A 23,590-nucleotide genomic window follows, 5' to 3' on the forward strand; every position below is an offset into this window, starting at 1 on the left:
GGTTACTAATATGTCTAAACTGACCAAAGAACAGGTCATCAGCACACTTGAGGCCGCACTTGCAAAGCAAGAAGGTCAAACTGTTAAAATCGAACAGAAAGGTAGCTGGTACAAAATCGATGGCGGTAAATCATTACGCTTCAGTGATTTAGAAGCAATGTTAGCTGAAATTGGCGGCGATACAGCTTCTGTTGCAGTTAAAGCTGAAAAGAAAGTTACTGCAAAACCTTCAGCCAAGAAAGCCCCTGCTAAACAGGCGTCAAAGCCTGTAGCAAAAAACGGTGGCAAAACACCAAAAGAACTTTGGCGTGAAAAACTAGCGGGTAAAGGTCAACTTCCTCGCGGTTTCTAAGCCTTTACTTAAGGTTATTTAAGCCTCTTAGTTAATTAACCTTACTTAAGTGCTAAAAAACTCCATTACAATTGTGATGGAGTTTTTTTATTTTTGGGGGTTCTCGTCGAGAACCGTTTATTTGGCTCAATAATTAGCCAGAGTTTCTCAGTCAATTATCCTCCTTGCAACGGGCTTTGTCAGCTTGTCGCAACCAGCTCATGCTCATTAAGCCCAGCCACTTAAATTCGATTAGCACAATTATGTTGTATTTTTATTAATTTAAATCACAACAATGTATCAATCAGTTATAAACTAAGATTTGGTTACAAATACACAGATATATCCGAGTTATTTCCTAAGTTATAGGATTGGTAAAATGTGACTTAAGCGATAAAATAACGGCGAATATTTAATAAAAGCTTGAACTCTATCCTTTTAATCGAGCATTAGAGTGTGGGTTCTATCGATGAACCAGAAGCTCTAAAAGCAAATTTAACGAGGTAAGCTTGAACAACAGCATAAAGACCAACAATCAGCCCGGGATCCCCAACCTTGCATTATTGATCCCAATGCTATCAGCAATTGTAGCCATAACCCCATTGGCTATTGATATGTATCTGCCGGCAATGGCCGCGCTTGCAAGTACTTTTGATACCGGTATCACCTTGGTTCAGCAGTCATTGAGTATATATTTAGCAGGTTACTCTTTAGGTATGCTCTGTTTTGGGCCACTAGCTGACCGCTATGGTCGTCGTAGAATGGTGATTATTGGCTTAGCTGGTTTTATGTTGATTAGTTTTGCTTTGGCATTTGTGCAAACTATTGAAACATTTTTAGCACTGAGGTTCTTACAAGCTTTTATCGGCGCAGCGGCCACAGTTGTTGTCCCAGGTTATATCAGAGAGTTATACGGCAACAATACTGCCAAAGGCATGTCTTATGTCAGCCTCATGATGATGCTAGCGCCCCTTATTGCCCCAAGTATTGGTAGCCTTATTTTACAGCTAGGTGACTGGCATTTAATTTTCTTTATTCTGGCCTTCTACGCTTTTATTTTATTGTTTTTTGTTGGTTTAAAACTGAAGCTGCCAAGCGATACTGATACAACCCAACGCAGTAAAAAATCTTTTTTAGGTGCCTACGCTGCGGTGCTCACTAAACCGGGAGTTAAACTCAATATTGCCAGTGGCGTACTGACCGCATTTGCTTTTTTCTGTTATTTAACGGCCTCCCCTTTTGTCTATATGGAGGTATTTGGCCTTGACCAATCATTATTTGCGATTTTATTCAGCACCAATGTTGGTGCACTCATGCTCGCCAATGTTGTCAACAGCCGCATTGTAGGGCGCTATGGTTCTAGACGAATGTTGCGAGCATCTAGCATTGTAGGCACATTCGCCGCTATCGGGTTATTGTCAGTTAACTTATTAGAATTAAACTATGTATTTACTGTGTTGATGCTTCTCCCTTTAATGGCCTCTTTAGGGATCATGTCAGTTAATGCCGATTCAATTGTATTGATGCAGTTCCAACAAGAAACTGGCACTGCATCTGCCGTTATTGGCACATTAAGGTTTGGCTGTGGTGCACTGGCAGGCCCTTTATTGGCGCTGTTCTATAACGGCACCGCAGTACCTTTTGCGGGTTTAATGCTTAGCGCCATTATACTGGTGGGAGTCTGTCAATTTTTCTGTAAACGTGAACTCACGTAAATAAAGCGCTACAGTTTATCATCGCCACTAATGGATGCGTAACGGCTTAAGTTTGGGCTAGTAGCCTATTTTTGTTACTAACCTAAACAGGCTTTTCCAGCCTAAAATTTCAACGTTTGATAATCTATTCAAATCTTAGCTTTTGCTAAGCATTCCTTTCTACAATATTGAAAGTTCACAATTTAGAACGATTTTTGTGCAATTAGTTCTTGTAATCATTTGGTTATTTTATATTATAAATTTAACTTCAAATGAAGTTTAGCCCCATAGATGAAGTTACAAACCCTAGTTTGAACTTAAATCAACGGCAAACGCGAGTAAGGATAACCGTCCAAGCTTAATATTAGAGCGATTACCGTCGCTGTTGCGATTACTGCATAACAACGCGGTAACAAAGAAAGGAATTAATATGGAGAAGCTATCAGGCGCCAGTATGGTTGTCCGTTCTCTTATCGACGAAGGTGTTAAGCATATTTTTGGCTATCCCGGTGGATCAGTCCTTGATATATACGATGCGATGCATGAAAGTTCGAGTATCGAACACATCCTTGTAAGGCATGAACAAGCTGCCGTACATATGGCTGATGGTTATGCTCGAGCAACGGGTGACGTTGGTGTTGTACTTGTCACATCAGGTCCTGGCGCTACAAATACCATTACCGGTATTGCAACGGCATATATGGACTCTATCCCTTTAGTCGTTATTTCAGGCCAAGTGCATAGCGATCTCATTGGTAATGATGCCTTTCAAGAGTGCGACATGATTGGTATTTCCCGCCCAGTGGTTAAACACAGTTTTTTAGTCACTGATCCTCGAGATATCCCTGCTATTATCAAAAAAGCATTTTTTATAGCGTCAAGTGGACGTCCAGGCCCCGTCGTCGTTGATGTTCCAAAAGATTGTATGAACCCACAGATCTTATTTGATTATCAATATCCTGAAGATATTTCGATGCGATCTTATCACCCTACGACTTCTGGCCATAAAGGCCAAGTTCGCCGCGGCCTTCAAGCATTATTAGCGGCAAAAAAACCGGTACTCTATGTGGGTGGCGGCGCTGTAATTTCTGGCTGTGAACAGCAAATTCTGAGTCTATCTGAAAAACTAGGGATCCCGGTGGTTTGTACATTAATGGGTCTCGGAGCGTTTCCTGGTACCCACGCCAATAGCGTTGGAATGCTTGGAATGCATGGCTGTTATGAAGCGAATATGACCATGCATAACAGTGATCTTATTTTTGGTATTGGTGTACGTTTTGATGACCGGACCACCAATAACGTTGAAAAATACTGTCCTAATGCCACTATTTTACACATCGACATTGACCCTTCGTCTATCTCAAAAACGATTAAAGTTGATATCCCGATTGTGGGCTCCGCAGACAAAGTTTTAGATGAAATGCTAAAACAAATGGAAGCCAATGATGATGGCATTAATGATGCTGCAGCCAATGACCATTGGTGGAATGAGATTACTCAGTGGCGCGCGCGCAAAAGTTTGGCATACCAAACATCTGCCGAAAGAATAAAACCTCAACAGGTAATCGAGGTCATGCATAAATTAACCAATGGTGATGCATATGTCGCATCAGATGTGGGTCAACACCAGATGTTTGCCGCCCTTTATTACCCGTTTAATAAACCGCGTCGTTGGATTAACTCAGGTGGCCTTGGCACAATGGGCTTTGGCTTACCCGCCGCGATGGGAGTTAAACTAGCAAAGCCAGATGAAACCGTTATTTGTGTCACCGGTGATGGCTCTATTCAAATGAATATCCAAGAGTTATCAACTGCATTGCAATATGGTATTCCAGTGAAAATTATTAATTTAAATAATCACTTCCTCGGAATGGTGAAGCAGTGGCAAGACATGATTTACGCTGGTCGTCATTCTCAGTCTTATATGGATTCAGTGCCTGATTTTGCAAAAATTGCCGAAGCTTATGGCCATGTGGGCATGACAATTAGCGATCCAGCAGAGCTGGAGTCAGGCTTAGAAAAAGCATTTTCGATGACAGACAAGTTAGTCTTTGTAGACATTCACGTCGATGAAACTGAGCACGTTTATCCAATGCTAATTCGTGGCGGTGCGATGAATGAAATGTGGCTAAGTAAAACGGAGAAAAGCTAATGCGTCGAATTATATGTGTATTACTTGAAAACCAACCGGGCGCACTTTCTCGTGTTGTTGGGCTTTTCTCTCAGCGCGGTTACAATATTGAAACGCTAACTGTGGCTCCCACAGACGACAAAACGTTATCGCGTTTGACCATTTCAGTCAAAGCAGACGAAGCGGTACTTGAACAAATTGAAAAGCAATTACATAAGCTTATTGATGTGTTAAAAGTGTCAAACATTACTGAATCTGCGCATGTTGAAAGAGAAGTCGCACTGATAAAAGTCAAAGCGCAAAGTGATTTTCGTGAAGAGGTTAAGCGGCTTGCGGATATTTTCCGTGGACAAATTGTCGATGTAAATAAAGGCCTATACACGGTGCAGTTAGTCGGCACCAGTGACAAACTTGACGCAGGTATCGCTGCATTAGCCGATGTAACAAAAGTGATTGAAATATCTCGTTCAGGTGTTGTTGGCCTTGCTCGCGGTGATAAGTCGATGCGCGTTTAACAAACTTTCATCCCTAACGAAGTGATGAAATTTACCCACTAAAAAAGGAGTCATTTGACTCCTTTTTTGTTTAGCGCTTAAGCATCGCCAGGGAAACTATGTTTAATTGGCTTCCAGCGTGCGGCTAGCCCCTATTTCTATCTTTCGCGGTTTTAAAGCTTCAGGGATCTCTCTTTTAAGATCAATGTTGAGCAATCCATTTTCAAGATCGGCGCCAATCACGGTAACGTAATCTGCTAGCTGGAATGTACGTTCGAATCCACGCTCCGCAATACCTTGATACAAGTATTGGCGCTCAGCGCTTTGTTCTGCTTTTGTACCTTTTACTAATAATTTATCGCCTTCGCTGGTGATATCAAGCTCTGCCATGCTAAAGCCTGCCACAGCCATCGTAATACGATAACGATGCTCATTAAGTAGTTCGATATTATAAGGTGGGTAACCGGTATTGCCTTTGTTCGACGCGGCATGTTCAGCAAGTTGGGCTAAACGGTCAAATCCAATGGCACTGCGGTAAAGTGGTGTTAGGTCGTAATTTCTCATGGGTATATCCTTGTATTAAGCAATATAAAAGTATGTAGCCGACATTTGTCGCGCTGTTTTTACCCGCGATTACCCCGAAGGCGTAAAAGCAAGTATTGGTGTAGAGACCTCGTTGAGCGACTCTACAAATAGATATGAGGACGACTAAATATTTTTCAAGTATCAATGCAATTAATTTATCAAAGAATGTGGTTGTTGCAGCTATTCCTCAGCATCTACAAATAAAAACAGCCTCTAGATAGAGGCTGTTTTTGGAGCTATAACTGTAAGCTAATCAATATGATTACTGTAATAGTTTATTGATTATCTTCAGGTTTAATAATTGGATCATCAATTTTATAGTCGGCTGGTGCAATAAAAGTTAAGCCAGTTGGGATTTCAACCAGTTGCTTACCTTCTGCAGTTAGCGCCTCAACATATTCAATCATTGACTCATTATCAATAAAGCCTGAAAGAACCACTTCTGACTGCTTCTTGGTATCAAAAATGTCGTAACCATCTTTACCGCCGGCAATGTATGCGTTAGTCGCTACCTTATAAACAGTATCGTCTTCAATTGCGCTACAGTTTCCAGCAGCTACGCCTTCAGGACAAATATTCAAACTTTCAATTTGCTCACCAACAGTTGCTAAACCATTGTAAGTAAACTCAATATTTGCAAAAGTTGGGAATGAACCTGTTGATGTGCTCATCGAGTAGTTAATGGTATCTTCAAGTAACTGAGTAATGTCAGCACCCTTAAGCTCAACGACGGCAAGTTCATTACTAAAGTAAAGTAGCGAACCTAGCACGTAACCCGCTGTTAGCCCGTCAGGCCCAGCAACGATATTGTTGCGTACACCACCCGTGTTAGTAATAGCTAAATCTACACCATAACCCAATGTATTTAGCTTCCACACCATTGACGTTGCGACTTGAGCGCCCGCTTCTGAGCCTGTAACCGGCAATGAAGCGCCATTTCGTGCTACACCCGGAATACGAACATTATCTAATGTGCCCGAGTCAACTGGGTCATTCGCATCAAAAACCTGGCCAATGACTAAGCCTTCATATGCTTCAATAAGTGGTTTGTAGTCAATGTCGATAATGCTACGCAATAATGCATCTTCTTCAGTTAAAGCGATATTGTGCTGCTCATTGACAAATGCTTCTGTTGAGGCTTGATCTTCTTCTGTAAGTGCAACTCTGTTCTCGCCGTCATACTTATGCTGAAAATCGTTATCAATCAATAGGGTGTTATTACCTTCACAGGCGGTTACTTGGCCATTTTCGAAACTAACGTCAACCTGTCCTACTGCTTGAGCAACATCGCCAGCCTGTACGATACAGGTTTTAGAAGTACCGTTCGGGTTAGTAAACATTTCAGCGTAGCTCGCAACTGCTGAACCATTACCATTACCTAGGTTGGTAAAATCACCCAATAAAGTATGAGAGTGGCCACCTACGATAACATCAACACCATTTACGTTTGAAGCGATCAAAATATCACGATCTAAACCAATGTGGCTCACCATAACAACTTTATCAACACCAAGCTCTTTTAAGGCATCAACGGTAGCTTGAGCGGTTTCAATCTCTTTATTGAATACAAGATCTTCACCTGGAGATGAAATACTATCCATATCCTCTAACACTAAGCCAAAAACACCTACTTGCTCACCATTAAACTCTTTAATCATATATGGCATGATGTTAGCCACATTAGCCATTTGAGAGTCTGCAGAGGTGTCTAGGTTTGCAGCTAAAAGAGGGAAGTTCACTTTGTTGGCAAATTCGATTAATGGTTCATTGCCCAAATCAAACTCATGATTACCAATCGCCATGCCATCAAGTTCCATTTCACGTAACAAGGTTGCATTACCAGCACCTTTTAATACATTGAAATATAAAGATCCTTGAAAAGCATCACCGCCATGTAGCGCTAAAAATGGCTTATCAGCATCATCTGCTGCTGCACGCGCGGCTTTCAATGCTGTCGCAACGCGCGGGTAACCACCAGCAGAAGTACGAACGGCAAAATCGGCTGAATCAATTTGTGCAGTAAAATCAAAATCTGTTGGGTCAAAGCTAGAATGTGTATCGTTAATGTGAGCAATAGTTAAATTAAACTTATTGAGTGATGAGTCATCATCATTTCCACATCCTGTTAACGCTGTTACAACAGCAGTGGCTACGAGCCCTTTTATTAAAGCCTTATTCATTAAAATCAACCCCTTGATTATTATTTGTGTTTTCTTATTTGTATATTTCGTCAATTCGAATAACCCTATTCAAACCGCAAACTATATTAGCAAACTTTCTGCTACTACAGTGCCAGCGAAATAACCAACCACTTAAGTAAGTGGTTGTTTTATAGACACTTCGTTTCAGGCATTTTATACCTGAACGAACAAGGAAGTTCTAACAATAAAAAAGGGGCGTATCAATAACAGTAAAGCTAATAACACCTAAAAACAAAGGCAATCATTTCAGTCAGTTAAAACTCAAATTAATTTTAATAGATTGTTTCCAAATACAAACACACACTGTATTCACAACAGCGCCTCAGTGTGCAAAAAAACAACCATTAGAACTTACTAATTCTAAGTTAGTACCTTTTGTAGCCAGGTTGATATGTCATGTAGCTGTTCAGGCAGTACATTATGTCCCATTTCATAAGATTGCCACTGGCTAGCATACCCATTTGCCTGTAAAAGCTCGAACGCAGATTGGCCCGCACTAAGTGAAACTACCTCATCTTGTGTACCATGTTGTTGCAAAATGGGTGTGTTTTTATTCTTGTCGGCCAAATCAAGGGGTAATTTATCCGCCGTTGGTAAATAACATGACAGCGCCATAATTCCAGCTAATCGCTGGTGAAACCTCAAACCTGTAAACAAACTCATTACACCGCCTTGGCTAAAGCCGGCTAGAACAATATTTTCTGCCTCAATCCCTGATGCGATTTGCTCTTCAATAAGCGCTTTGATTTGCAGCTCACTTTGCAACACTCCAGACATGTCAGCACGATCATGAAGATCCATGCTCTTAATGTCATACCAAGCGCGCATGATGTAACCGGCATTAATAGTGACCGCTTGCTCTGGTGCATGGGGGAAAACAAATCGAATCGTGTGCTGCGGCGGTAAACCTAAAGCAGGTACAACTGGTGCAAAACCCGCACCTGAGTCACCCAAACCATGTAACCAAATAACACAAGCAGATGCTGCAGTGTTAGGTTCAACGACTATTTTATCTAATGGCTTATCTAGCATGGTGTTCCTTTTTAAGCGATATTGATTTTATCGCCATAATATCAGCCATTGAGCAGACATCCTATTTTCACAAAAAATAGAAAGGTTCTAGCAACTAAATGCGCTTAACTTAAATTTCGTGTAGACATAAGCTGTTGTCATAGACTAATCAGAAATAAAAAGTAGGAACAAGAGAATATGGGTTTACTGCATAATGGGAAATGGGTTGACCAATGGTACCCAACAGCTGAAACCGCGGGAGAATTTAAACGTACGCAATCCTATTTTAGGCATTGGATCACTCGCGACGGCCAACCATATAAGCACAACAGTATCAGTTTTAAAGCAGAAAAAAACCGTTATCACCTTTATGTATCATTAGCGTGCCCTTGGGCTCACCGCACCTTAATTTATCTACAACTAAAAAACCTGCAAGACATCATCGGCGTGACCGTGGTTGAGCCGCATATGTTAAGCCAAGGCTGGGAGTTTGCTGGCAACAATCAATCTAGTATTGCTCAGCACATTGCGGGAGCCCAAGCTGACTTAATTAATAAAGCCGATTTTCTTTACCAAATTTATCAAAAAGCGGACGCAAACTATAACGGGCGAGTGACTGTGCCTGTACTGTGGGATCGGCATACTCATAGTATTGTAAGTAATGAGTCAGCTGACATCATTAGAATGTTTAATAGTGAGTTTAATCATTTAACCTCTAACCGTCGTGATTTATACCCCAAGGATAATCATCAAGAAATTGATAAACTAAATGCTGAGATCTATTCAAATATTAACAACGGCGTCTACAAAGCAGGCTTTGCTACTAGTCAACAAGCTTATAACCATGCCGTTGACTCATTGTTTAACGAACTCGATAAGCTAGAGCTGCGGCTTAGTCATCAACGCTACCTTGTTGGCGCTCATTTAACTGAAGCCGACATACGCTTATTTACCACTTTAATAAGGTTTGATGCCGTTTATGTTGGCCACTTTAAAACCAATAAAAAACGTATAGTTGACTACCCTCACCTGTTTGCTTATGTACGTGACATTTATCAACTTGAAGGGATTGCCAGCACCGTTAATTTTGACCATATAAAACAGCACTACTTTTTCAGTCATGACATGATAAACCCGACAAGAATTGTTCCAAAAGGCCCGGTTCTAGACTTTACAGCGCCACACAACAGGCAACACTTATAGTCAGTTTTCCCAGTGGTACTGAAACAATTTAATGGGCTGAAACATAATTACATGATGCCAAGTTCAGCTTTAATACTCTTAAGTTGGTCGCTGTCATCTAATTTTAAGCTCCAACGCACAGCACCAGCGTCGGCAACCATCATGAGTGCGTCTGGGTGAAACTTTATATCTTCGACCATGGCAAATAACTGACAATGATTATTCAGTCTTACTTGTACTTCAAATGGGCTGAGTATGATTTTTCCACTACTTATTTCAATGACCATTGGTGCTCTCTGACTGACTTGCAACAAAAAAGCCCAAACAATGTTGGGCTTTTAATAATATGTTAGCACCTTTAGTGCTGGTGACCACCTTTACCATGGGCGTGCCCATGTGCAATTTCTTCTGCTGTAGCATCGCGAACGTCAGCAACCTCAAGGTCGAATGTCAATTCACGGCCCGCAAGTGGATGGTTAACATCAACTGTTGCCATAAACTTACCTACTTTAATAATGGTAACTTGGCGTTGCCCTTGATCGGTATTAATTAACGCACGCATACCCGGCTTCCATACTTTGGCGCCTTGTAAGTGCTTCACCGATACGCGTTGCTCTGCGTCATCATTACGAATTCCGTAAGTCTCACTTGCAGGTAGCGTCACTGAAAACTTAGCGCCGGTATCTTTGCCCTCAAGTGCCTTTTCGACACCAGGCATCATGTTGTCATGACCATGAAGATAAGCAATAGGGTCGAGTCCTTCATTTGTCTCTAGTACTTCACCTTGCTCGTCACGTAGTGTGTAATTAAACTGCACGACAGAATCATCTTTAATACTCATGGTAATCCTTAACTCAAATTTTGTTGCGTGAGCTTATCAAAAGTCACTCAAAGCCTCTAGTGTTATCTTAAACTAGCCGTTAGCCCCAGGTACAATGGCAAGGTGCTCAATTTGAGTCAGTACTTGATGATTGGCTAGTGCTAATTGACACACGCCAGAACTAATTTGGTGCTTAGCCGAGCAATCAACACTCCATTGGCGTAACAAGTAACCCGCCAATGCTGCTCGGCAAGTTAGTGTGAGTGATTTATTCACCATTTGGTAATCAAGCTCGATGGCTTCTGGATGGACTAACGACGGATGCGGGATCAGCACTAACGATAATTCAAGTTGCCAATACTTATCATGCACCTCAGTTTCAAGATACTTAACACTGGTATCAGAGCCCACCGCCGTTTTGATGCGCGTAACCACAAAATCGGTAAACACTTTATTGGCACGATCAAACGCACGTACATGCCAACGTTGGCCATTGTTAACTAAAGCATGAGGCACTATTTCTCTGCACTTACAGCCTGAAGACATCGACACATACTCGACCGCTAAAGCTTGCTTTGCTTGAATAGCACGCATTAATGCGGCAATAATATTAGTATCAGGGTGGATTAACTGTATGGCATCAATACAAATACCACTTGGTTTCACCGGCTGCGACAAACCATCACCAAACCCTTTAGCAAGACCATGTAAAATGGCGCCCGGCTCATGGGTAAACAAGGCCTTAAACTCCGGTAAACGGTGGTAACTCTTAGTCTGGTGCACTAAGCGCATATTATTGGGCGCTAAGGTTTTATAGCTTTGAAAATCACGAGTTGCGGCCGCTAATCCCGTAGCAAATTTACTGATTAAATCTTGACGGGAAACTTGACCAAAATACTGCAAACTAAAATCGATAAATGCTAAACGCTGACGTTGTGCGTGAGAAAGATTGTCCATTTATTTATGCCATTAGAGTCAATAACGTAATTGATAATTCCAATCTATGCCATCAACAAAAAAGATGCAATCGTATTGATTGCATCTTTCTGATTTAAATAAAAAATTGCTACATAACACCGTTAAATAGAAATAACGTTAAGTGAGCGCTACTTTACTCCTAAAGCAGAAAAAGTCGCTTCGCTAGGAAACCCATCAGCCACTAAGCCATGACTCTTTTGAAAAGCTTGTAAGCCTTTTACCGATTTAGCCCCCAATACACCATCGGGTTTGCCAACATCAAAACCTAAAGTATTCAGCTGAGTTTGTAATTGCTTTACCCGTGCTCGTTTCAAATTAGCCATTTTAGGAGGCTTAACGCTTAGTCCCGCAGCGCCGTTTATTCTGTCAGCCAGGTGACCGACGGCAATGGCATAAAAAGTTGAACGGTTCCATTTCATAATCACATTAAAATTGTCATAACCTAAAAATGCTGGCCCGGTGTGCCCCGATGGTACATATAAAGCCGCTTGCATATCAGGTGTACTGAGGCGATTGCCATTAGCTTGCCTTAAGCCAAGTTCAGCCCAAGTTGTAAGTGGTTGTGCTTGAGAGCGGCCCATATATTGGTAACTAAAATCAGCCGGCAAGGTGACTTCTCGGCCCCAGCGCTCTTCCCTTTGCCAGCCTAAGTTTTGTAAGAAGTTAGCCGCAGACGTCAGTGCGTCAGTGGTGCTGTTCCACAAGTCTGCTTTACCATCTCCGTCACCATCAATCGCATACTTGGCATACGCAGATGGCATAAATTGAGTGTGCCCCATTGCACCAGCCCACGAGCCAACCATTTGCTTTTCTTCAAAACCATAGCGCTCTTTCAATTTCAAAGCTTGCATCAGTTCAGTGGTAAAATATTTGCTTCTTCGCGGATCACAAGCCAAGGTAGCTAACGAGTTCAGCACTGACATTTTACCTTTATAGGAGCCAAAGTTCGTTTCGAGCCCCCAAAATGCCAACAAGTATTGCGGCGGAACACCGTATTGCTTAGCTAAGCTTTGCAGTAATTGTTTGTGTTCTTGGTACAGCTTACGCCCTTGCTGTACTCGCCAGTCGGTGACTCGTTTAGTAAAATAGTTTTCAAAAGTAGAGCTAAATTCAGGTTGTTTATTATCGAGCTCAATCACTCTCGGCACATACTTCACCTGCGCTAATGTATTATCGATAGTGCTTTGCGACAAACCTTCGACTTTGGCCTGTTGTTGCAAGTTAGCCACGCAGGTCGGCCAGTCAGCAGAAGCAACTGAGGCTAAGGCTGTTGAACTGGCTAAGATAAGCGTTGTTGCTAGGGGGATTAATTTAAACAATTGAAGGCTCCCAAAAAATGAATGACGCTAATGTATTACAATGATGTTTACAGATTAAGCTTACCTTAAAAACTATCAACTAATGGATGATTTTTAATTCATTATTGTCAAGGTTGCAACGACGTAACTCGTGTTATTTACATCCTGCCGCACTAATACAGGCTAAATCAATGTTGTTATATCAGTTATGTTAACTGCTGTGATTAACTGCTTACTTTTCATCCGGCTACCAACGATGCAAAGTTGTCACAAGAGACGTACTGAAGCTAAAACCATTAAATAACTTGCCAAAAGTAGTCCGCAGTTGCAGACTAATACCTATTGAGATAACTGATATCTTTCATTAACAAAAAGAGATTAATCATGACTGAGACTACTCCCGCTTTAGAAAGTTTTATTAATAACGTAAAGCAACATCAAGTAGTTTGGGGCCTGCAAGATGAAACAGGTGAAGGTTGGGTTGTCTGTGACTCTTCCGAATTTGAAGCTACAGATGTGATGCCATTATGGTCTAATGAAGCGCATGCTAAAAGCCATTGCACTGAAGAATGGCAAGGGTACAACGCCGTTGCAATTACACTGATTGATTTTTTAGAGTATTGGGTCAGTGACCTAAACGATGACGGTGTATTAGTCGGTGTTGATTGGGTTGCTGAGCAAGAGTGCCTTGAAATCGACCCGATTGTATTAGCCACATCTTTGGTGAATGTAGAACAAGAGTAATTCATACAACTCACCTTAGTAAATGCTGAAAGCGCCAAGCCATTGTGCGCTTTTTTTTATCATTGTTATCAGTACTTTTGTTCAACCATTGCAGTAGAGTAAATATCTTGTCCGAATTAGCCCCCTTAATTGATGTCCCTTTCAATCACCGTAATATATGTTGGTTTTGTGGTGAGCCGAGCAATATGCAGTTTTGTTACGACAAAGACGCTTATACCCCACACCCGTCTCTCATGGTCCCGTGCTGTGAAGAATGCTGTAAAATTGCTAAACAGCATCGACTCACTTCGATTTGGGATTGTAAAATGGCGGTCAAAGATGAGCTCATGCGTATTTATGAGAAGCATCTGGCTATTGGTGTCAATTGGACAAAACAAGAGCTAGAAGAGTCAGAATTTGAAGACCGAATATTTGGCGGCTTTAAGAAAAGTGGTTGGATGATGTATGAAATAGCTAGAGATAGAGTCAATTTTTCAGGTTGGCCAATCAGCATTAATGGCATCGTTGTTGATGACTATGGCTACAGCGCCGATTTTAGTTTTGATGGGGTAAATTACAGTTCAGTCACACAAGCTATCAACTTTTACGCTAAACAATTTGTACTTGATAAACGCTTCTTAGAAAACGTCATTAGTATCGTTGGTAGAGAGCGGTTTGGATTTGCGATAAGGGTAGCTCAAATCAATATCGCTTCAGTACCTGAACTGAAGCGAGAAGTGCTCGAAGACCTAAAAGAAGAACATCAACAGTAAGATATTTACATTGTTTGGCGCAGTTTATCTTGTACAACTTCAACCAGCAGGTCTGGTTGAAATTTCGAGATAAAACGATCACAACCGACCTTTTCAACCATCGCATGATTAAAACTACCGCTTAGAGAAGTGTTTAACGTAATATAAAGATCACACATGCGGCTGTCGTTACGGATCTCATGCGTCAATTTATAGCCATCCATTTCAGGCATCTCAGCATCTGTGATCAACATCAACAGGTGCTCGGTCACATCAATACCGCTGTCACACCATTGCTGCAATTGCCTCAATGCCATTAAGCCACCTGAAACTTCAATCACTTCAAGCCCAAGCTGTTGTAGAGTTTCACGCACTTGTCGTCTAGCTGTCGCCGAATCATCGGCAATAAGCACCCTTTTCCCCTGCATTAAGGGGAGCAACTGCTGATCTAATACGCCATCAGACAAACTAATATCGTAGTGGATTATCTCAGCCAACACTTTTTCTACATCAATAATTGAAACCAATGCTTCATTTTTTTGGTATTCAATTCGAGTGATAGCGGTTAAATAGTGATTAGTGCCCACGGTTTTGGGCGGCGGCATGATATCGCTCCAAGTAAGGTTAACGATATGCTCAACTTTATCAACGATAAACCCCTGCACAGAGCGATTATATTCAGTGATAATTAAACTACTGTTTTCATTCACAACCGATGGACTATAACCTATCGCCATTCTAAGATCGATGACAGGAATAGACAGCCCACGAAGATTTGCGACTCCAACGATGCTCGGGTGGCTGCCAGGTAATGCACTTAAATGCGGAACCTTAACCACTTCCTTCACTTTAAATACATTAATCGCAAATAACTGAGTAACACTGATCCTAAACAACAATAATTCTAATCGGTTTTCACCAACAAGCTTTGTACGTTGATCGACACTAGCAAGCACTTTTGCCATATAACGTCCTATTCCACCGATTTTAAAAGGATTATTATAACGGCTTCTCACATTATAACGCTAGCGTAATAAATACTCGACATTGTGATCTTCCCTCATAGTTCATGCGTAATTAATCGGCAGAAGCATTACAACTTGATAGTTGTAATGCAAACAAAGAGTGATGAAAATGCAAAATATTGAGTCACAATGTGTACAAAATCGTTATGATAAGGGCTACATCCTCTACACAAAGCCTTTTATGGAAGAAACGAATGCTGATGTACAAGCCCTGCAGTTAAAAGTGCAGCTGATGAATGTTGCTGCAAATCGCAGTCAACAAGACTATGAAGCGCTGTTTCATTTCTTTGCACCTAAAATACTAGCTTTCGGAAAGCAACGATTGGCTACCCAAGGGCTGGCAATGGACTTAGTGCAGGAGACCATGACTACTGTCTGGACCAAAGCTCACCTTTTTAACGCTGATAAAGGTGCTGTCACCACTTGGATTTTCACCATCATGCGTAACCGCTGCTTTGACATGCTACGTAAGGTTCAGCACAACAAAGAAGACACTATCAGTGATGATATTTGGCCCCTTTTTGATACGGCAGACCACACCGAACCTGATGACCACATGTTCACTAATAAGTTGATGAAATACGTCAATGATTTACCCATATTGCAACAACAAGTTGTACGTGGCATTTATTTACAAGAATTAAGCCAGCAAGAGCTGGCCACTAAATTAAATGTGCCACTTGGAACTGTGAAATCAAGATTAAGATTAGGCTTGGTAAAACTTAGAAGTATTTTGGAGAAACAACATGATTAATTACCATCCAAATAACGACATGTTAATTCAACATGCTAAGGGTTGCCTCAGTATTGCGATGGCCACAGCAGTATCTGCACACTGTGAGCTTTGCCCGCAGTGTCAAAAGTCACACTCTGAAATGGTACAACAACAAGCAGAACATACGTTAATCAGTACCGATCCCACTGAATCAAGCTTAGATGTCAGCATTGAACTTGATGATATGTTAACCACCATTATGCAACTTAAGCCATCAACCTCGGCAGTTCAACCACTAAGCATTGAAACGGTTAGTATAAAAGGGTTCGAATTTGATTTACCTCGCGCCTTTAGGCAGCAAAGAAAACAGTCTTGGAAGGGGTTTGGCAAAATTCATCGGATGCGATTCGAAAACGACAGCCCAACTGAACGAGCAAGTTTGCTGCACATTGCTGCAGGGGGAGAGATCCCAGAGCATACTCATCAAGGCAATGAAATAACACTGCTTTTAGATGGCTATTTTGAAGACGAATATAATTGCTACGGTCCAGGGGACTTTATCATATTGAATGCTAACCACCAGCATAAGCCTAAAACATGTGATGGTTGCTTATGTTATACCGTTGTCGATTCACCATTACATTTTACCCAAGGGTTAAGCAAACTATTTAACCCAATTGGCAATTTGATTTATTAGCCTCTGTATTAGCTTTTGTAACATAGGCTTAGGCTGGAGCACTCATTGTGATCATAGCTTAAGCCTTTTACACAACCCTAGCCACTGAAGGCGTCGATGTAGCGACTACACTTTTTACCATTAACACAATAATTGACGTCACGACGCAGTGTTAACGCTTAGGCAAACACAAGTATAACCTCGGTCTATGTTTTAAAGGTTGACAATAAAAGTTTGCTGGATATAATTCAGGCAGTTTTAGAGATGTACCTTTTATTGATATACTTTCACCGCCTTCTGTAAATCCACGATTAGTCGTTTGATCCCCACATTAGCGTTATCACAACTGGTTCTATCATCATTTTGACAGTCATTGTATTGTCATAACGGCATGCTTTAATAAGTTTCAACAGCCAAAAAGTGTTGTTTTTGTTAACTACAATTATGATTGTGGACAAGAATAACCAAATTGTCTTGTATAAGCGTGCAAAGATGAGTAGTCTCAAATTGAACTTAAATTAATCTTTCGCACAAATGCTAAGGATATTCTATTGTTAAAACCCACTACCTATTGGTAGTTTAAATTAAAGGAGTGTGGCCATATGTCATACCTAGTAAATGGACACGAAATTACAGTCAACTTTCCCGTCGATTCAATTTCAGTAAACAAATCTTCAATTGTCTTCACTGACAGTCAAGGTAAAAGTAAACAGACATTTTCAAAGCGCACTGAAGCGTTAAAATTTATGAATTGGTTATTGTCTAGCAGTAAGTAAAAATCAACTCATCGATACACCCCCTCTCACACGTATCGACAGTTTGGCTTCCTAGCCAAATAAATAGGACTGAACCATTTTCAGCTATTGAGTTACCTTCATTTGGTTTAGGCCTCTCTCCTCACAGAGATGCCTAACCAGGTGAAAAATTTCAACTCTTCACCTGCTACTATATTTTCTTAACTTGCTCATATTTACGCTGATATCGTGGCAACATCGTTGCATTACCCAGTAATCCACCTTGATGAATATACAGTACTGTTGTGTCTGCATTATTCTGCAAATATTGCTCTACACATAGCCAGCCCTTTGGATCATATAGCAATTCAAACTCTATTCCTTGTTCGCCGACCTTTTTCCATATGTCATAAAACGCTTTGTATAACTTGCCAAAATGGTATTTCTTGGCCGTTTTAATCACAACTGGATGAAATTTAGAGTCTTCAATTAACTCACTAAATTGCTGTTCAAGGTAGGCTTCACCTCCCACACAAGCGCATGTCATCACATTAATATTATGATTGTTCAACACAAAGTATTCATTCAAAAATAATGCCGTTGTTCCTGTGCCAGAAGGTAAAAAAACCGTCAGCTCAGTTAACTCCTGGCTGGTAAACCAATCAACAACCTCTTGAGCCAGCTGATGCACACCGTCTCTGGCATATAAACAGCGACCGCCCTCAGGAACAAACAAAGCACTGGGCTCCTCAAGTAGCACAACCTCCTCAATATATTGTCGACAGCTTCTATCATCACGATCGGCTCGTAATGACAAATCAATCACATTGGCTCCATTTTTAATGGCCTCTGCATAGTTTCCCACTGAAGAGCTTAATACCTGTGTTGCGATATGGTCAGTATAAAAATCTAGCTGCCAACCTTTTAACTTAGCTAATGCTGACATCGAATACAGCGAGTTGGCTACTGGCGAGCCATAGCCAATTAATCGAGTAACACCCGGAAATTCATTGTGTAAAAAATAAGCAAATTTACGTGCTTTGTTGCCCGAAAACTCTTTGTGTAGCAGGTCATCTCTTTTTACATAAATTCGGTTAGCATTAAAGTCAATCCAATCAACAGGAGTATCGGTAAACACAAGCATTCTCACTAAGTCATTTACGACAATTGTACACTTTTACGGTTTACGATTGATATTTTCAATGTGATTATTCACCAACTTTTAGTCTAAATACTCATGCACCCTATTTCCAAAAACAATAAAACCGATATAAAACAGCCAATTAAATATTGGCACGATTATCGCTTATATCAATTACAGCGCTCTATTTGAGTAGTATATTTTTATAAGGATTCTTAATGGCTGTTTTACGATTAGTGTTTAATATTGCATGGTTTGTGCTTGGTGGGTTTGTAATGGGTTTAGCATGGTGGTTTGCAGGACTACTTTGTTTTATCAGTATCATTGGCATCCCATTCGGACGAGCTTGTTTTGTTATTGGTGAAATGGCATTTTGGCCATTCGGACAAGACTCGGTTAATCGTCGGGCATTAAACGGCCTTGACGACATCGGGACAGGTACTCTGGGGTTGGTTGGCAATATAATTTGGTTTTTAGTGTTTGGGATCTGGCTAGCTATTGGTCATATAGTGCATGCGATCGCCTGCGCTGTGACCATTATTGGTATTCCATTCGCAATACAGCATTTTAAACTCGCAGTTTTATGCCTAACACCGATAGGGCAAACCGTTGTGGTCAGAAATTAATTCGGCAATAACAAAGCCACTAGCGTCGGATTGATAAGATAGGTACAACAGGTGCGATTAACATTAATCGTACCAGTTGTCTTTTAGGATCTGTTCAACATCTATTTTTGTTAGCCCTAAATTAAACAGATCACGCCACTTTTTGCCTGCTTCATTATTTTTGAAAGCGATATATAATTTTTTTTGCGTCAGTATTTTTTTGTTCAGCTGTACACGATTTGCAACAGACTCCATACCTGGTTGCGCTAAAAGGTAATTGAGCACATGTACGTCAATGACCGCAGCATCAATACGACCGGAGACCACCTTTTTAATGTTATGCATATCGGAAGTCACTGTTTCAACAGGCTGGATCCCTTGAGCAATCATCAAATCGAGTTGGTCAGTATTAACGTAACCTTTCACCACTCCAATATTGTATTGGTTCAGATCAGATTGATCAGACCAGCTTATAGGATGACGCTTTTGCTCAACAAGACCCAATGCGCTACTGCCCATAGGTTCTGAAAACAAAAAATTATCTGTTGGATACGCATATTCAGGCAAATAGCCTAGATATTTTGAGTCATCACGGGAGACCATTCTAATAGCACGGCTCCATGGGTAAAAATCAACGTTTACGTTATGGCCAACCGCGGTAAGTGCAGCTTTGGTAACTGCTATAACTGCACCCTCATTTTTGAGCTTACTGCCTGCATAAGGCGGCCAATGTAGAGAGGTTAAATACAGGGTATCGCCATGCACACAGGCTGACCCAATCAGCATCGCAACTGGTACGCTCCATAAGAGCACCTTTTTGTATAGATGCTTAATGCGTTTATGAGTCGTTAGACCGCAATACATAATGGTGACCTCCTGCTATTTAACGCACTGATAGTTGGCACAACCCCAAAAATCGATGTCTATAAAACGTATTAATACCCATTAACCATAGTCAACAGCAGCAATTACACCAAACCTACGTTACAGAACTGAGATTAAAACGGAAAACCACACAAATGGCTAAAACGTAGTACTTGTTGAGATTAAGGGGAGCGGCGCACCCTATGGGCCCATTAACTATATTGAGCAAGTAGCGGGCTCAATAGTTGGACGTTAAGGTAGGCTTTACCATTGAGACAAAGTCTAGAACTTAGAACATCACCGGGATATAAAGAGGTAAATATGATCAAAAAAATCGTTATCACCATTGTAGGTGGCTTGCTAACAGTAGCCGGAGTCGCACTGATTCTTTTGCCTGGGCCAGCCTGGCTTTTGCTACCTATCGGCCTAGCAATATTAAGCCTTGAATACCCATGGGCGCGTTGCTGGCTTAAAAAAAGTCAGAAGCAAATGAGTAGCGCTGCTCGCAAGCTTGATCGAATGCTATTGCTGCGCAAACTTAAATAAGCACTAAGTGACTTGTAACAATAAAGCGATAAATATCATAAAATTAAATGAGAAAAGTAAAGCAGAGCTATACCAACTGTTATTGACTAATTCGTTTGGTCGATTTACTGCGACCAAGATCGCAATAAACTAATCAAAAATACCGATAGTCTCAATCTAAACAAAGCATTACCTGTTAACTTACTCACGCTTTAATATAGCCACCTATAAAACCACAAATAATGTAAGCTTATTAATGTCTTCGATAAAAATTACAGCAACTGCACTTGCCGCTGCTATCACCACCATTTTTGCAGCATCTTGTTCGGTAGCCAAAGAGCCAATTCAAATCATTCCTGCCGCCGTCATTACTAACCCTGAGAAAGTCGAACTGGGTAAAATGCTATTTTTTGAGCCTAGACTGTCTAAATCGGGTTTCATTTCCTGTAACTCTTGTCATAACCTGTCGCTCGGTGGTGTTGATGCCCTACCAACATCAGTTGGCCATAATTGGCAGCAAGGCCCGATTAATTCACCTACTGTGCTTAATGCCGAGTACGCTTTAGCGCAATTTTGGGATGGCAGAGCAAAAGATTTAAAAGAGCAAGCTGGAGGCCCAATTGCTAACCCTAAAGAAATGGGCTTTACCCACGAACTCGCCGTCGAAACGATTAAGTCAATACCTGCTTATCAAGCATCTTTTGCAAGCGTATATCACACTGACAATATCAACATTGATCACATCACAGATGCTATCGCTGAATTTGAAAAAACCTTGGTAACCCCAAATGCTCCATTTGACCAATACTTACTGGGTGATAAAACTGCAATTAACGAAGATACTAAAGCAGGCTACCAGTTGTTTAAGAATCGTGGCTGCGTGAGATGTCACAACGGTCCAGCCGTAGGTGGCACCATGTATATGAAGATGGGGCTAATTAAACCTTTCCATACAGATAACCCAGCGCAAGGCCGAATGGCAGTAACAGGCAGAGAGTCTGATCAGTTTGTATTTAAAGTACCGACCTTAAGAAACATCGAGCTGACCTACCCTTACTTCCATGATGGCAGCGTATGGTCACTTGCCGACGCCGTTAACACCATGGCGGATCTACAGTTAGGCCAAGCATTAACTGAGACTGAAACCTCGCAAATGGTGGCATTTTTAAACTCGCTAACTGGCGAGCAACCACAAATTGTTATGCCAATTTTACCGCCTTCAACATCTAAAACGCCAATACCGGTTCCATTTAGCAAATAATTGTTATTACAGCAATAAAGTCGCATTGCGGCTTTATTGCATTATAAAACACGATATTTTTCGCCAATTCCCTTTCAATATCTAAGCCCTACAATGACAACACTTTAAATCGCAATGCAATAGCATTGAGTACTCCTTGACGGCGCATATTACTGAGTACGCCAGGACTAAAGCGGTCTAACCGTGCCATCGCAGTCACCAGTAACTGACATTCGTATAATGTAGCCTCGGCTATATACTCAGGGCGATCCACCATATAGCTGTTGCTATACCATTCATCCCATTTAAATGTCTCTAAAATCAGGCCTAAGCTGGCTAGCTCAGCCACATAGTTTTGAAGGCGTTTATCAGACACATCATGATCACCGCTTACCAGATCGTGTGCATACTTATTATACAAGCTAGCTGAATGCCCATTTATCGATGCATTTTCCATAATAACCTCCGTTGTAAACTCGTAATTGCTTCCTTGTGTTCAACCAATGACATAACAAGTGATGCAAGATACAGTAGAGGTTGCATAAGCTGTACCAGCTTACTTATGCGACTGATAACGCCTCCTAAAACTGCTCGCAAGCAGAGCAAATTTAACCAAGAAATAGCATTTAACGTGTTGTATAACATCAGCTAAAATTAATAAAAATATTTTATAGTGCTTAAGCAAAAAAAGGGGGGAGACTGGATAACTAACAAATAAACGTAATGACTACCTTGCTAAGTTGGCCTTTGATTTACATTCGTAGCAAAATGCATTTGCAAATCGCAAACGCCTGAGTCATTGCATTACAGAGGTTAAATAGGCTAACTAATTATATTTTAAATATCGTATAGCGAGCAGATGATCTCAATTAAGTGTTTGATGTACATAAATCAAGCTTTGCTCACAACTCACCGGCAACACAGAGTACAGATCCACCTTCATAGTGGCTAAGTTTCATCGCCATGAAACTCTTCCATAATCAGCTGTGTAAATAAGCGACCAGCTTTGCCTAACGGACGTTCAAGCGTTGAAACCAATTGCGGAGTAAAGCTGTAACGACTGCCACCACTAAAGTCAACTTCAACGAGTTGACCATTGGCGAGTTCATCTGTAATTAAATAGTCCGGCATCCAGCCAAAGCCTAATCCCATCAATAGCGCATCTTTTTTCATCAAAAAACCTGAAAGATAAAACACCTTGTCACCACCAAACTGTAACTCATCCCGATAATCGATTGCAGGAGAAGAGTCTTCAATGGTTAATTCAACGTGTTGCTGTAAATCAAATAAGCTGAGGTTTTCTTCGCATGCCAAAATATGGCTACTAGCAACCACCAAAATGCTAGTAATAGTGGGTAAAGCCTGCGGCCGATAATTTGGCCCGGTTCGGTAATCTTTAACCAACATTAAATCTGCACGACTACGCTCAAAACGTGCCTGCACCCCACCTAAAAACTCCATGTTTAATTGTACTTTAGTGGGAATTAGCTGATCAGCCATCCGTTTTAACGCCCGCATGACAGGCTCCATGGGTAATGCACCATCAACGACTAACTCTAACTTTGGCTCCCATCCGTCGCTAAATCGGTTCGCTAAATGTTCAATATTTGCCAAATGCTGCAGTAATCGTTGGCCTTCCGCAAGGATAACTTTACCCTCAGGGGTTAATTCTGCACGGTATTGATCACGACAAAAAAGGTTTACACCCAAGTGCTGTTCTAGCTTTTTCACTTGGTAGCTCACCGCAGACTGAGCTTTGTGCAATCGCTCTGCAGCCTTAGCAAAGCTGCCCTCTTCAACTAACACTTGCAGTACTTTAAACGCCTCAACATCAATCCGCATGTAGCTCTCCTAGCGTAAAGCTC

At 41.2% G+C, this 23,590-nt stretch carries 25 protein-coding genes; 13 read left to right on the forward strand and 12 right to left on the reverse strand.

Annotated features, from left to right (window positions below; all coding sequences use genetic code 11):
* Positions 1 to 10 precede the first annotated feature (10 nt).
* The 4 genes from RGE70_RS10645 to ilvN all read left to right on the forward strand — a co-directional run bounded on the left by RGE70_RS10645 (position 11) and on the right by ilvN (position 4,671).
* The gene (locus tag RGE70_RS10645; RefSeq protein ID WP_310471426.1) at positions 11 to 352 is read left to right on the forward strand and encodes a hypothetical protein; all 342 of its coding nucleotides are present in this window, start codon (positions 11 to 13) and stop codon (positions 350 to 352) included.
* A gap of 488 nt (positions 353 to 840) precedes the next feature.
* Complete coding sequence (locus tag RGE70_RS10650) at positions 841 to 2,046, forward strand: multidrug effflux MFS transporter (protein ID WP_310471427.1); 1,206 nt, start codon at positions 841 to 843, stop codon at positions 2,044 to 2,046.
* Positions 2,047 to 2,455: 409 nt separating this feature from the next.
* Positions 2,456 to 4,177, forward strand: a complete 1,722-nt coding sequence (locus RGE70_RS10655) for an acetolactate synthase 3 large subunit (protein WP_310471428.1) — start codon at positions 2,456 to 2,458, stop codon at positions 4,175 to 4,177.
* The gene (gene ilvN / locus RGE70_RS10660; protein ID WP_310471429.1) at positions 4,177 to 4,671 is read left to right on the forward strand and encodes an acetolactate synthase small subunit; all 495 of its coding nucleotides are present in this window, start codon (positions 4,177 to 4,179) and stop codon (positions 4,669 to 4,671) included. The genes RGE70_RS10655 and ilvN overlap by 1 nt, the downstream gene beginning before the upstream one ends.
* A 102-nt stretch (positions 4,672 to 4,773) precedes the next feature.
* Here ilvN and RGE70_RS10665 read toward each other — a convergent pair whose 3' ends face one another.
* The 3 genes from RGE70_RS10665 to RGE70_RS10675 form a co-directional block, all read right to left on the reverse strand.
* Positions 4,774 to 5,214: an Hsp20 family protein gene (locus tag RGE70_RS10665; protein ID WP_310471430.1), complete on the reverse strand. Its 441-nt coding sequence runs from the start codon at positions 5,212 to 5,214 to the stop codon at positions 4,774 to 4,776.
* A gap of 296 nt (positions 5,215 to 5,510) precedes the next feature.
* Positions 5,511 to 7,415 carry a bifunctional metallophosphatase/5'-nucleotidase gene (locus RGE70_RS10670; protein WP_310471431.1) on the reverse strand — a complete coding sequence of 635 codons (1,905 nt, stop codon included), beginning with the start codon at positions 7,413 to 7,415 and terminating at the stop codon, positions 5,511 to 5,513.
* Positions 7,416 to 7,796: 381 nt separating this feature from the next.
* The gene (locus RGE70_RS10675) at positions 7,797 to 8,468 is read right to left on the reverse strand and encodes an alpha/beta hydrolase (protein ID WP_310471432.1); all 672 of its coding nucleotides are present in this window, start codon (positions 8,466 to 8,468) and stop codon (positions 7,797 to 7,799) included.
* 177 nt (positions 8,469 to 8,645) lie between these two features.
* Between RGE70_RS10675 and RGE70_RS10680 the strand changes: the two genes are divergently transcribed.
* Complete coding sequence (locus RGE70_RS10680; RefSeq protein WP_310471433.1) at positions 8,646 to 9,650, forward strand: glutathione S-transferase family protein; 1,005 nt, start codon at positions 8,646 to 8,648, stop codon at positions 9,648 to 9,650.
* A 47-nt stretch (positions 9,651 to 9,697) separates the two neighbouring features.
* Here RGE70_RS10680 and RGE70_RS10685 read toward each other — a convergent pair whose 3' ends face one another.
* From RGE70_RS10685 to RGE70_RS10700, 4 genes are all read right to left on the reverse strand, one after another.
* The gene (locus tag RGE70_RS10685; RefSeq protein ID WP_310471434.1) at positions 9,698 to 9,916 is read right to left on the reverse strand and encodes a DUF3389 family protein; all 219 of its coding nucleotides are present in this window, start codon (positions 9,914 to 9,916) and stop codon (positions 9,698 to 9,700) included.
* Between the two features lie 71 nt (positions 9,917 to 9,987).
* Complete coding sequence (locus RGE70_RS10690) at positions 9,988 to 10,470, reverse strand: FKBP-type peptidyl-prolyl cis-trans isomerase (RefSeq protein ID WP_310471435.1); 483 nt, start codon at positions 10,468 to 10,470, stop codon at positions 9,988 to 9,990.
* Between the two features lie 72 nt (positions 10,471 to 10,542).
* Positions 10,543 to 11,406 carry a BrxR family transcriptional regulator gene (locus RGE70_RS10695; RefSeq protein ID WP_310471436.1) on the reverse strand — a complete coding sequence of 288 codons (864 nt, stop codon included), beginning with the start codon at positions 11,404 to 11,406 and terminating at the stop codon, positions 10,543 to 10,545.
* A gap of 149 nt (positions 11,407 to 11,555) precedes the next feature.
* Entirely contained in the window at positions 11,556 to 12,746 is a 1,191-nt protein-coding gene (locus RGE70_RS10700) for a lytic murein transglycosylase (protein ID WP_310471437.1), read from the reverse strand.
* A gap of 363 nt (positions 12,747 to 13,109) precedes the next feature.
* Between RGE70_RS10700 and RGE70_RS10705 the strand changes: the two genes are divergently transcribed.
* Positions 13,110 to 13,469, forward strand: a complete 360-nt coding sequence (locus RGE70_RS10705) for a DUF2750 domain-containing protein (protein WP_310471438.1) — start codon at positions 13,110 to 13,112, stop codon at positions 13,467 to 13,469.
* 107 nt (positions 13,470 to 13,576) lie between these two features.
* Positions 13,577 to 14,221 carry a hypothetical protein gene (locus tag RGE70_RS10710; RefSeq protein ID WP_310471439.1) on the forward strand — a complete coding sequence of 215 codons (645 nt, stop codon included), beginning with the start codon at positions 13,577 to 13,579 and terminating at the stop codon, positions 14,219 to 14,221.
* A gap of 5 nt (positions 14,222 to 14,226) precedes the next feature.
* On the opposite strand, the gene RGE70_RS10715 is transcribed toward RGE70_RS10710, so the two are convergent.
* Positions 14,227 to 15,165 (reverse strand): chemotaxis protein CheV, encoded by a 939-nt coding sequence (locus RGE70_RS10715; RefSeq protein ID WP_310471440.1) that lies wholly within the window; start codon positions 15,163 to 15,165, stop codon positions 14,227 to 14,229.
* A 169-nt stretch (positions 15,166 to 15,334) separates the two neighbouring features.
* Between RGE70_RS10715 and RGE70_RS10720 the strand changes: the two genes are divergently transcribed.
* The 3 genes from RGE70_RS10720 (at position 15,335) to RGE70_RS10730 (ending at position 17,392) form a co-directional block, all read left to right on the forward strand.
* The gene (locus RGE70_RS10720) at positions 15,335 to 15,979 is read left to right on the forward strand and encodes a sigma-70 family RNA polymerase sigma factor (protein ID WP_310471441.1); all 645 of its coding nucleotides are present in this window, start codon (positions 15,335 to 15,337) and stop codon (positions 15,977 to 15,979) included.
* Entirely contained in the window at positions 15,972 to 16,637 is a 666-nt protein-coding gene (locus tag RGE70_RS10725) for a ChrR family anti-sigma-E factor (RefSeq protein ID WP_310471442.1), read from the forward strand. Before RGE70_RS10720 ends, RGE70_RS10725 begins: the two co-directional genes overlap by 8 nt.
* Before the next feature lie 581 nt (positions 16,638 to 17,218).
* The gene (locus tag RGE70_RS10730; protein WP_375087847.1) at positions 17,219 to 17,392 is read left to right on the forward strand and encodes a hypothetical protein; all 174 of its coding nucleotides are present in this window, start codon (positions 17,219 to 17,221) and stop codon (positions 17,390 to 17,392) included.
* A gap of 169 nt (positions 17,393 to 17,561) precedes the next feature.
* Here the strand turns inward: RGE70_RS10730 and RGE70_RS10735 are convergent, their stop codons facing one another.
* Complete coding sequence (locus RGE70_RS10735; protein ID WP_375087945.1) at positions 17,562 to 18,488, reverse strand: 1-aminocyclopropane-1-carboxylate deaminase/D-cysteine desulfhydrase; 927 nt, start codon at positions 18,486 to 18,488, stop codon at positions 17,562 to 17,564.
* A gap of 221 nt (positions 18,489 to 18,709) precedes the next feature.
* Between RGE70_RS10735 and RGE70_RS10740 the strand changes: the two genes are divergently transcribed.
* Positions 18,710 to 19,117 carry a YccF domain-containing protein gene (locus RGE70_RS10740; protein ID WP_310471444.1) on the forward strand — a complete coding sequence of 136 codons (408 nt, stop codon included), beginning with the start codon at positions 18,710 to 18,712 and terminating at the stop codon, positions 19,115 to 19,117.
* A gap of 63 nt (positions 19,118 to 19,180) precedes the next feature.
* Here the strand turns inward: RGE70_RS10740 and RGE70_RS10745 are convergent, their stop codons facing one another.
* Positions 19,181 to 19,882 (reverse strand): substrate-binding periplasmic protein, encoded by a 702-nt coding sequence (locus RGE70_RS10745; RefSeq protein WP_375087946.1) that lies wholly within the window; start codon positions 19,880 to 19,882, stop codon positions 19,181 to 19,183.
* A gap of 399 nt (positions 19,883 to 20,281) precedes the next feature.
* Between RGE70_RS10745 and RGE70_RS10750 the strand changes: the two genes are divergently transcribed.
* Complete coding sequence (locus tag RGE70_RS10750; RefSeq protein ID WP_310471446.1) at positions 20,282 to 20,506, forward strand: PGPGW domain-containing protein; 225 nt, start codon at positions 20,282 to 20,284, stop codon at positions 20,504 to 20,506.
* Between the two features lie 235 nt (positions 20,507 to 20,741).
* Positions 20,742 to 21,746, forward strand: coding sequence for a cytochrome-c peroxidase (locus RGE70_RS10755; RefSeq protein WP_310471447.1), 1,005 nt, complete (start codon positions 20,742 to 20,744; stop codon positions 21,744 to 21,746).
* Between the two features lie 88 nt (positions 21,747 to 21,834).
* Here RGE70_RS10755 and RGE70_RS10760 read toward each other — a convergent pair whose 3' ends face one another.
* The gene (locus RGE70_RS10760) at positions 21,835 to 22,182 is read right to left on the reverse strand and encodes a DUF6508 domain-containing protein (protein ID WP_310471448.1); all 348 of its coding nucleotides are present in this window, start codon (positions 22,180 to 22,182) and stop codon (positions 21,835 to 21,837) included.
* A 491-nt stretch (positions 22,183 to 22,673) separates the two neighbouring features.
* Positions 22,674 to 23,567 (reverse strand): LysR family transcriptional regulator, encoded by an 894-nt coding sequence (locus RGE70_RS10765; protein ID WP_310471449.1) that lies wholly within the window; start codon positions 23,565 to 23,567, stop codon positions 22,674 to 22,676.
* Positions 23,568 to 23,590 lie beyond the last annotated feature (23 nt).

Origin of the sequence: Shewanella youngdeokensis (genome assembly GCF_033180165.1) — a bacterium.
Taxonomy (GTDB): Bacteria; Pseudomonadota; Gammaproteobacteria; order Enterobacterales; family Shewanellaceae; genus Shewanella; species Shewanella youngdeokensis.

What these genes read in the sequence shown, in the direction of transcription:
- RGE70_RS10645 (WP_310471426.1), top strand. Translation starts at nt 11, where the DNA reads ATGTCTAAACTGACCAAAGAACAGGTCATCAGCACACTTGAGGCCGCA.
- RGE70_RS10655 (WP_310471428.1), top strand. Translation starts at nt 2,456, where the DNA reads ATGGAGAAGCTATCAGGCGCCAGTATGGTTGTCCGTTCTCTTATCGAC.
- ilvN (WP_310471429.1), top strand. Translation starts at nt 4,177, where the DNA reads ATGCGTCGAATTATATGTGTATTACTTGAAAACCAACCGGGCGCACTT.
- RGE70_RS10665 (WP_310471430.1), bottom strand. Translation starts at nt 5,214, where the DNA reads ATGAGAAATTACGACCTAACACCACTTTACCGCAGTGCCATTGGATTT.
- RGE70_RS10670 (WP_310471431.1), bottom strand. Translation starts at nt 7,415, where the DNA reads ATGAATAAGGCTTTAATAAAAGGGCTCGTAGCCACTGCTGTTGTAACA.
- RGE70_RS10675 (WP_310471432.1), bottom strand. Translation starts at nt 8,468, where the DNA reads ATGCTAGATAAGCCATTAGATAAAATAGTCGTTGAACCTAACACTGCA.
- RGE70_RS10680 (WP_310471433.1), top strand. Translation starts at nt 8,646, where the DNA reads ATGGGTTTACTGCATAATGGGAAATGGGTTGACCAATGGTACCCAACA.
- RGE70_RS10685 (WP_310471434.1), bottom strand. Translation starts at nt 9,916, where the DNA reads ATGGTCATTGAAATAAGTAGTGGAAAAATCATACTCAGCCCATTTGAA.
- RGE70_RS10690 (WP_310471435.1), bottom strand. Translation starts at nt 10,470, where the DNA reads ATGAGTATTAAAGATGATTCTGTCGTGCAGTTTAATTACACACTACGT.
- RGE70_RS10695 (WP_310471436.1), bottom strand. Translation starts at nt 11,406, where the DNA reads ATGGACAATCTTTCTCACGCACAACGTCAGCGTTTAGCATTTATCGAT.
- RGE70_RS10705 (WP_310471438.1), top strand. Translation starts at nt 13,110, where the DNA reads ATGACTGAGACTACTCCCGCTTTAGAAAGTTTTATTAATAACGTAAAG.
- RGE70_RS10715 (WP_310471440.1), bottom strand. Translation starts at nt 15,165, where the DNA reads ATGGCAAAAGTGCTTGCTAGTGTCGATCAACGTACAAAGCTTGTTGGT.
- RGE70_RS10720 (WP_310471441.1), top strand. Translation starts at nt 15,335, where the DNA reads ATGCAAAATATTGAGTCACAATGTGTACAAAATCGTTATGATAAGGGC.
- RGE70_RS10725 (WP_310471442.1), top strand. Translation starts at nt 15,972, where the DNA reads ATGATTAATTACCATCCAAATAACGACATGTTAATTCAACATGCTAAG.
- RGE70_RS10730 (WP_375087847.1), top strand. Translation starts at nt 17,219, where the DNA reads ATGTCATACCTAGTAAATGGACACGAAATTACAGTCAACTTTCCCGTC.
- RGE70_RS10740 (WP_310471444.1), top strand. Translation starts at nt 18,710, where the DNA reads ATGGCTGTTTTACGATTAGTGTTTAATATTGCATGGTTTGTGCTTGGT.
- RGE70_RS10745 (WP_375087946.1), bottom strand. Translation starts at nt 19,882, where the DNA reads ATGCTGATTGGGTCAGCCTGTGTGCATGGCGATACCCTGTATTTAACC.
- RGE70_RS10750 (WP_310471446.1), top strand. Translation starts at nt 20,282, where the DNA reads ATGATCAAAAAAATCGTTATCACCATTGTAGGTGGCTTGCTAACAGTA.
- RGE70_RS10755 (WP_310471447.1), top strand. Translation starts at nt 20,742, where the DNA reads ATGTCTTCGATAAAAATTACAGCAACTGCACTTGCCGCTGCTATCACC.
- RGE70_RS10760 (WP_310471448.1), bottom strand. Translation starts at nt 22,182, where the DNA reads ATGGAAAATGCATCGATAAATGGGCATTCAGCTAGCTTGTATAATAAG.
- RGE70_RS10765 (WP_310471449.1), bottom strand. Translation starts at nt 23,567, where the DNA reads ATGCGGATTGATGTTGAGGCGTTTAAAGTACTGCAAGTGTTAGTTGAA.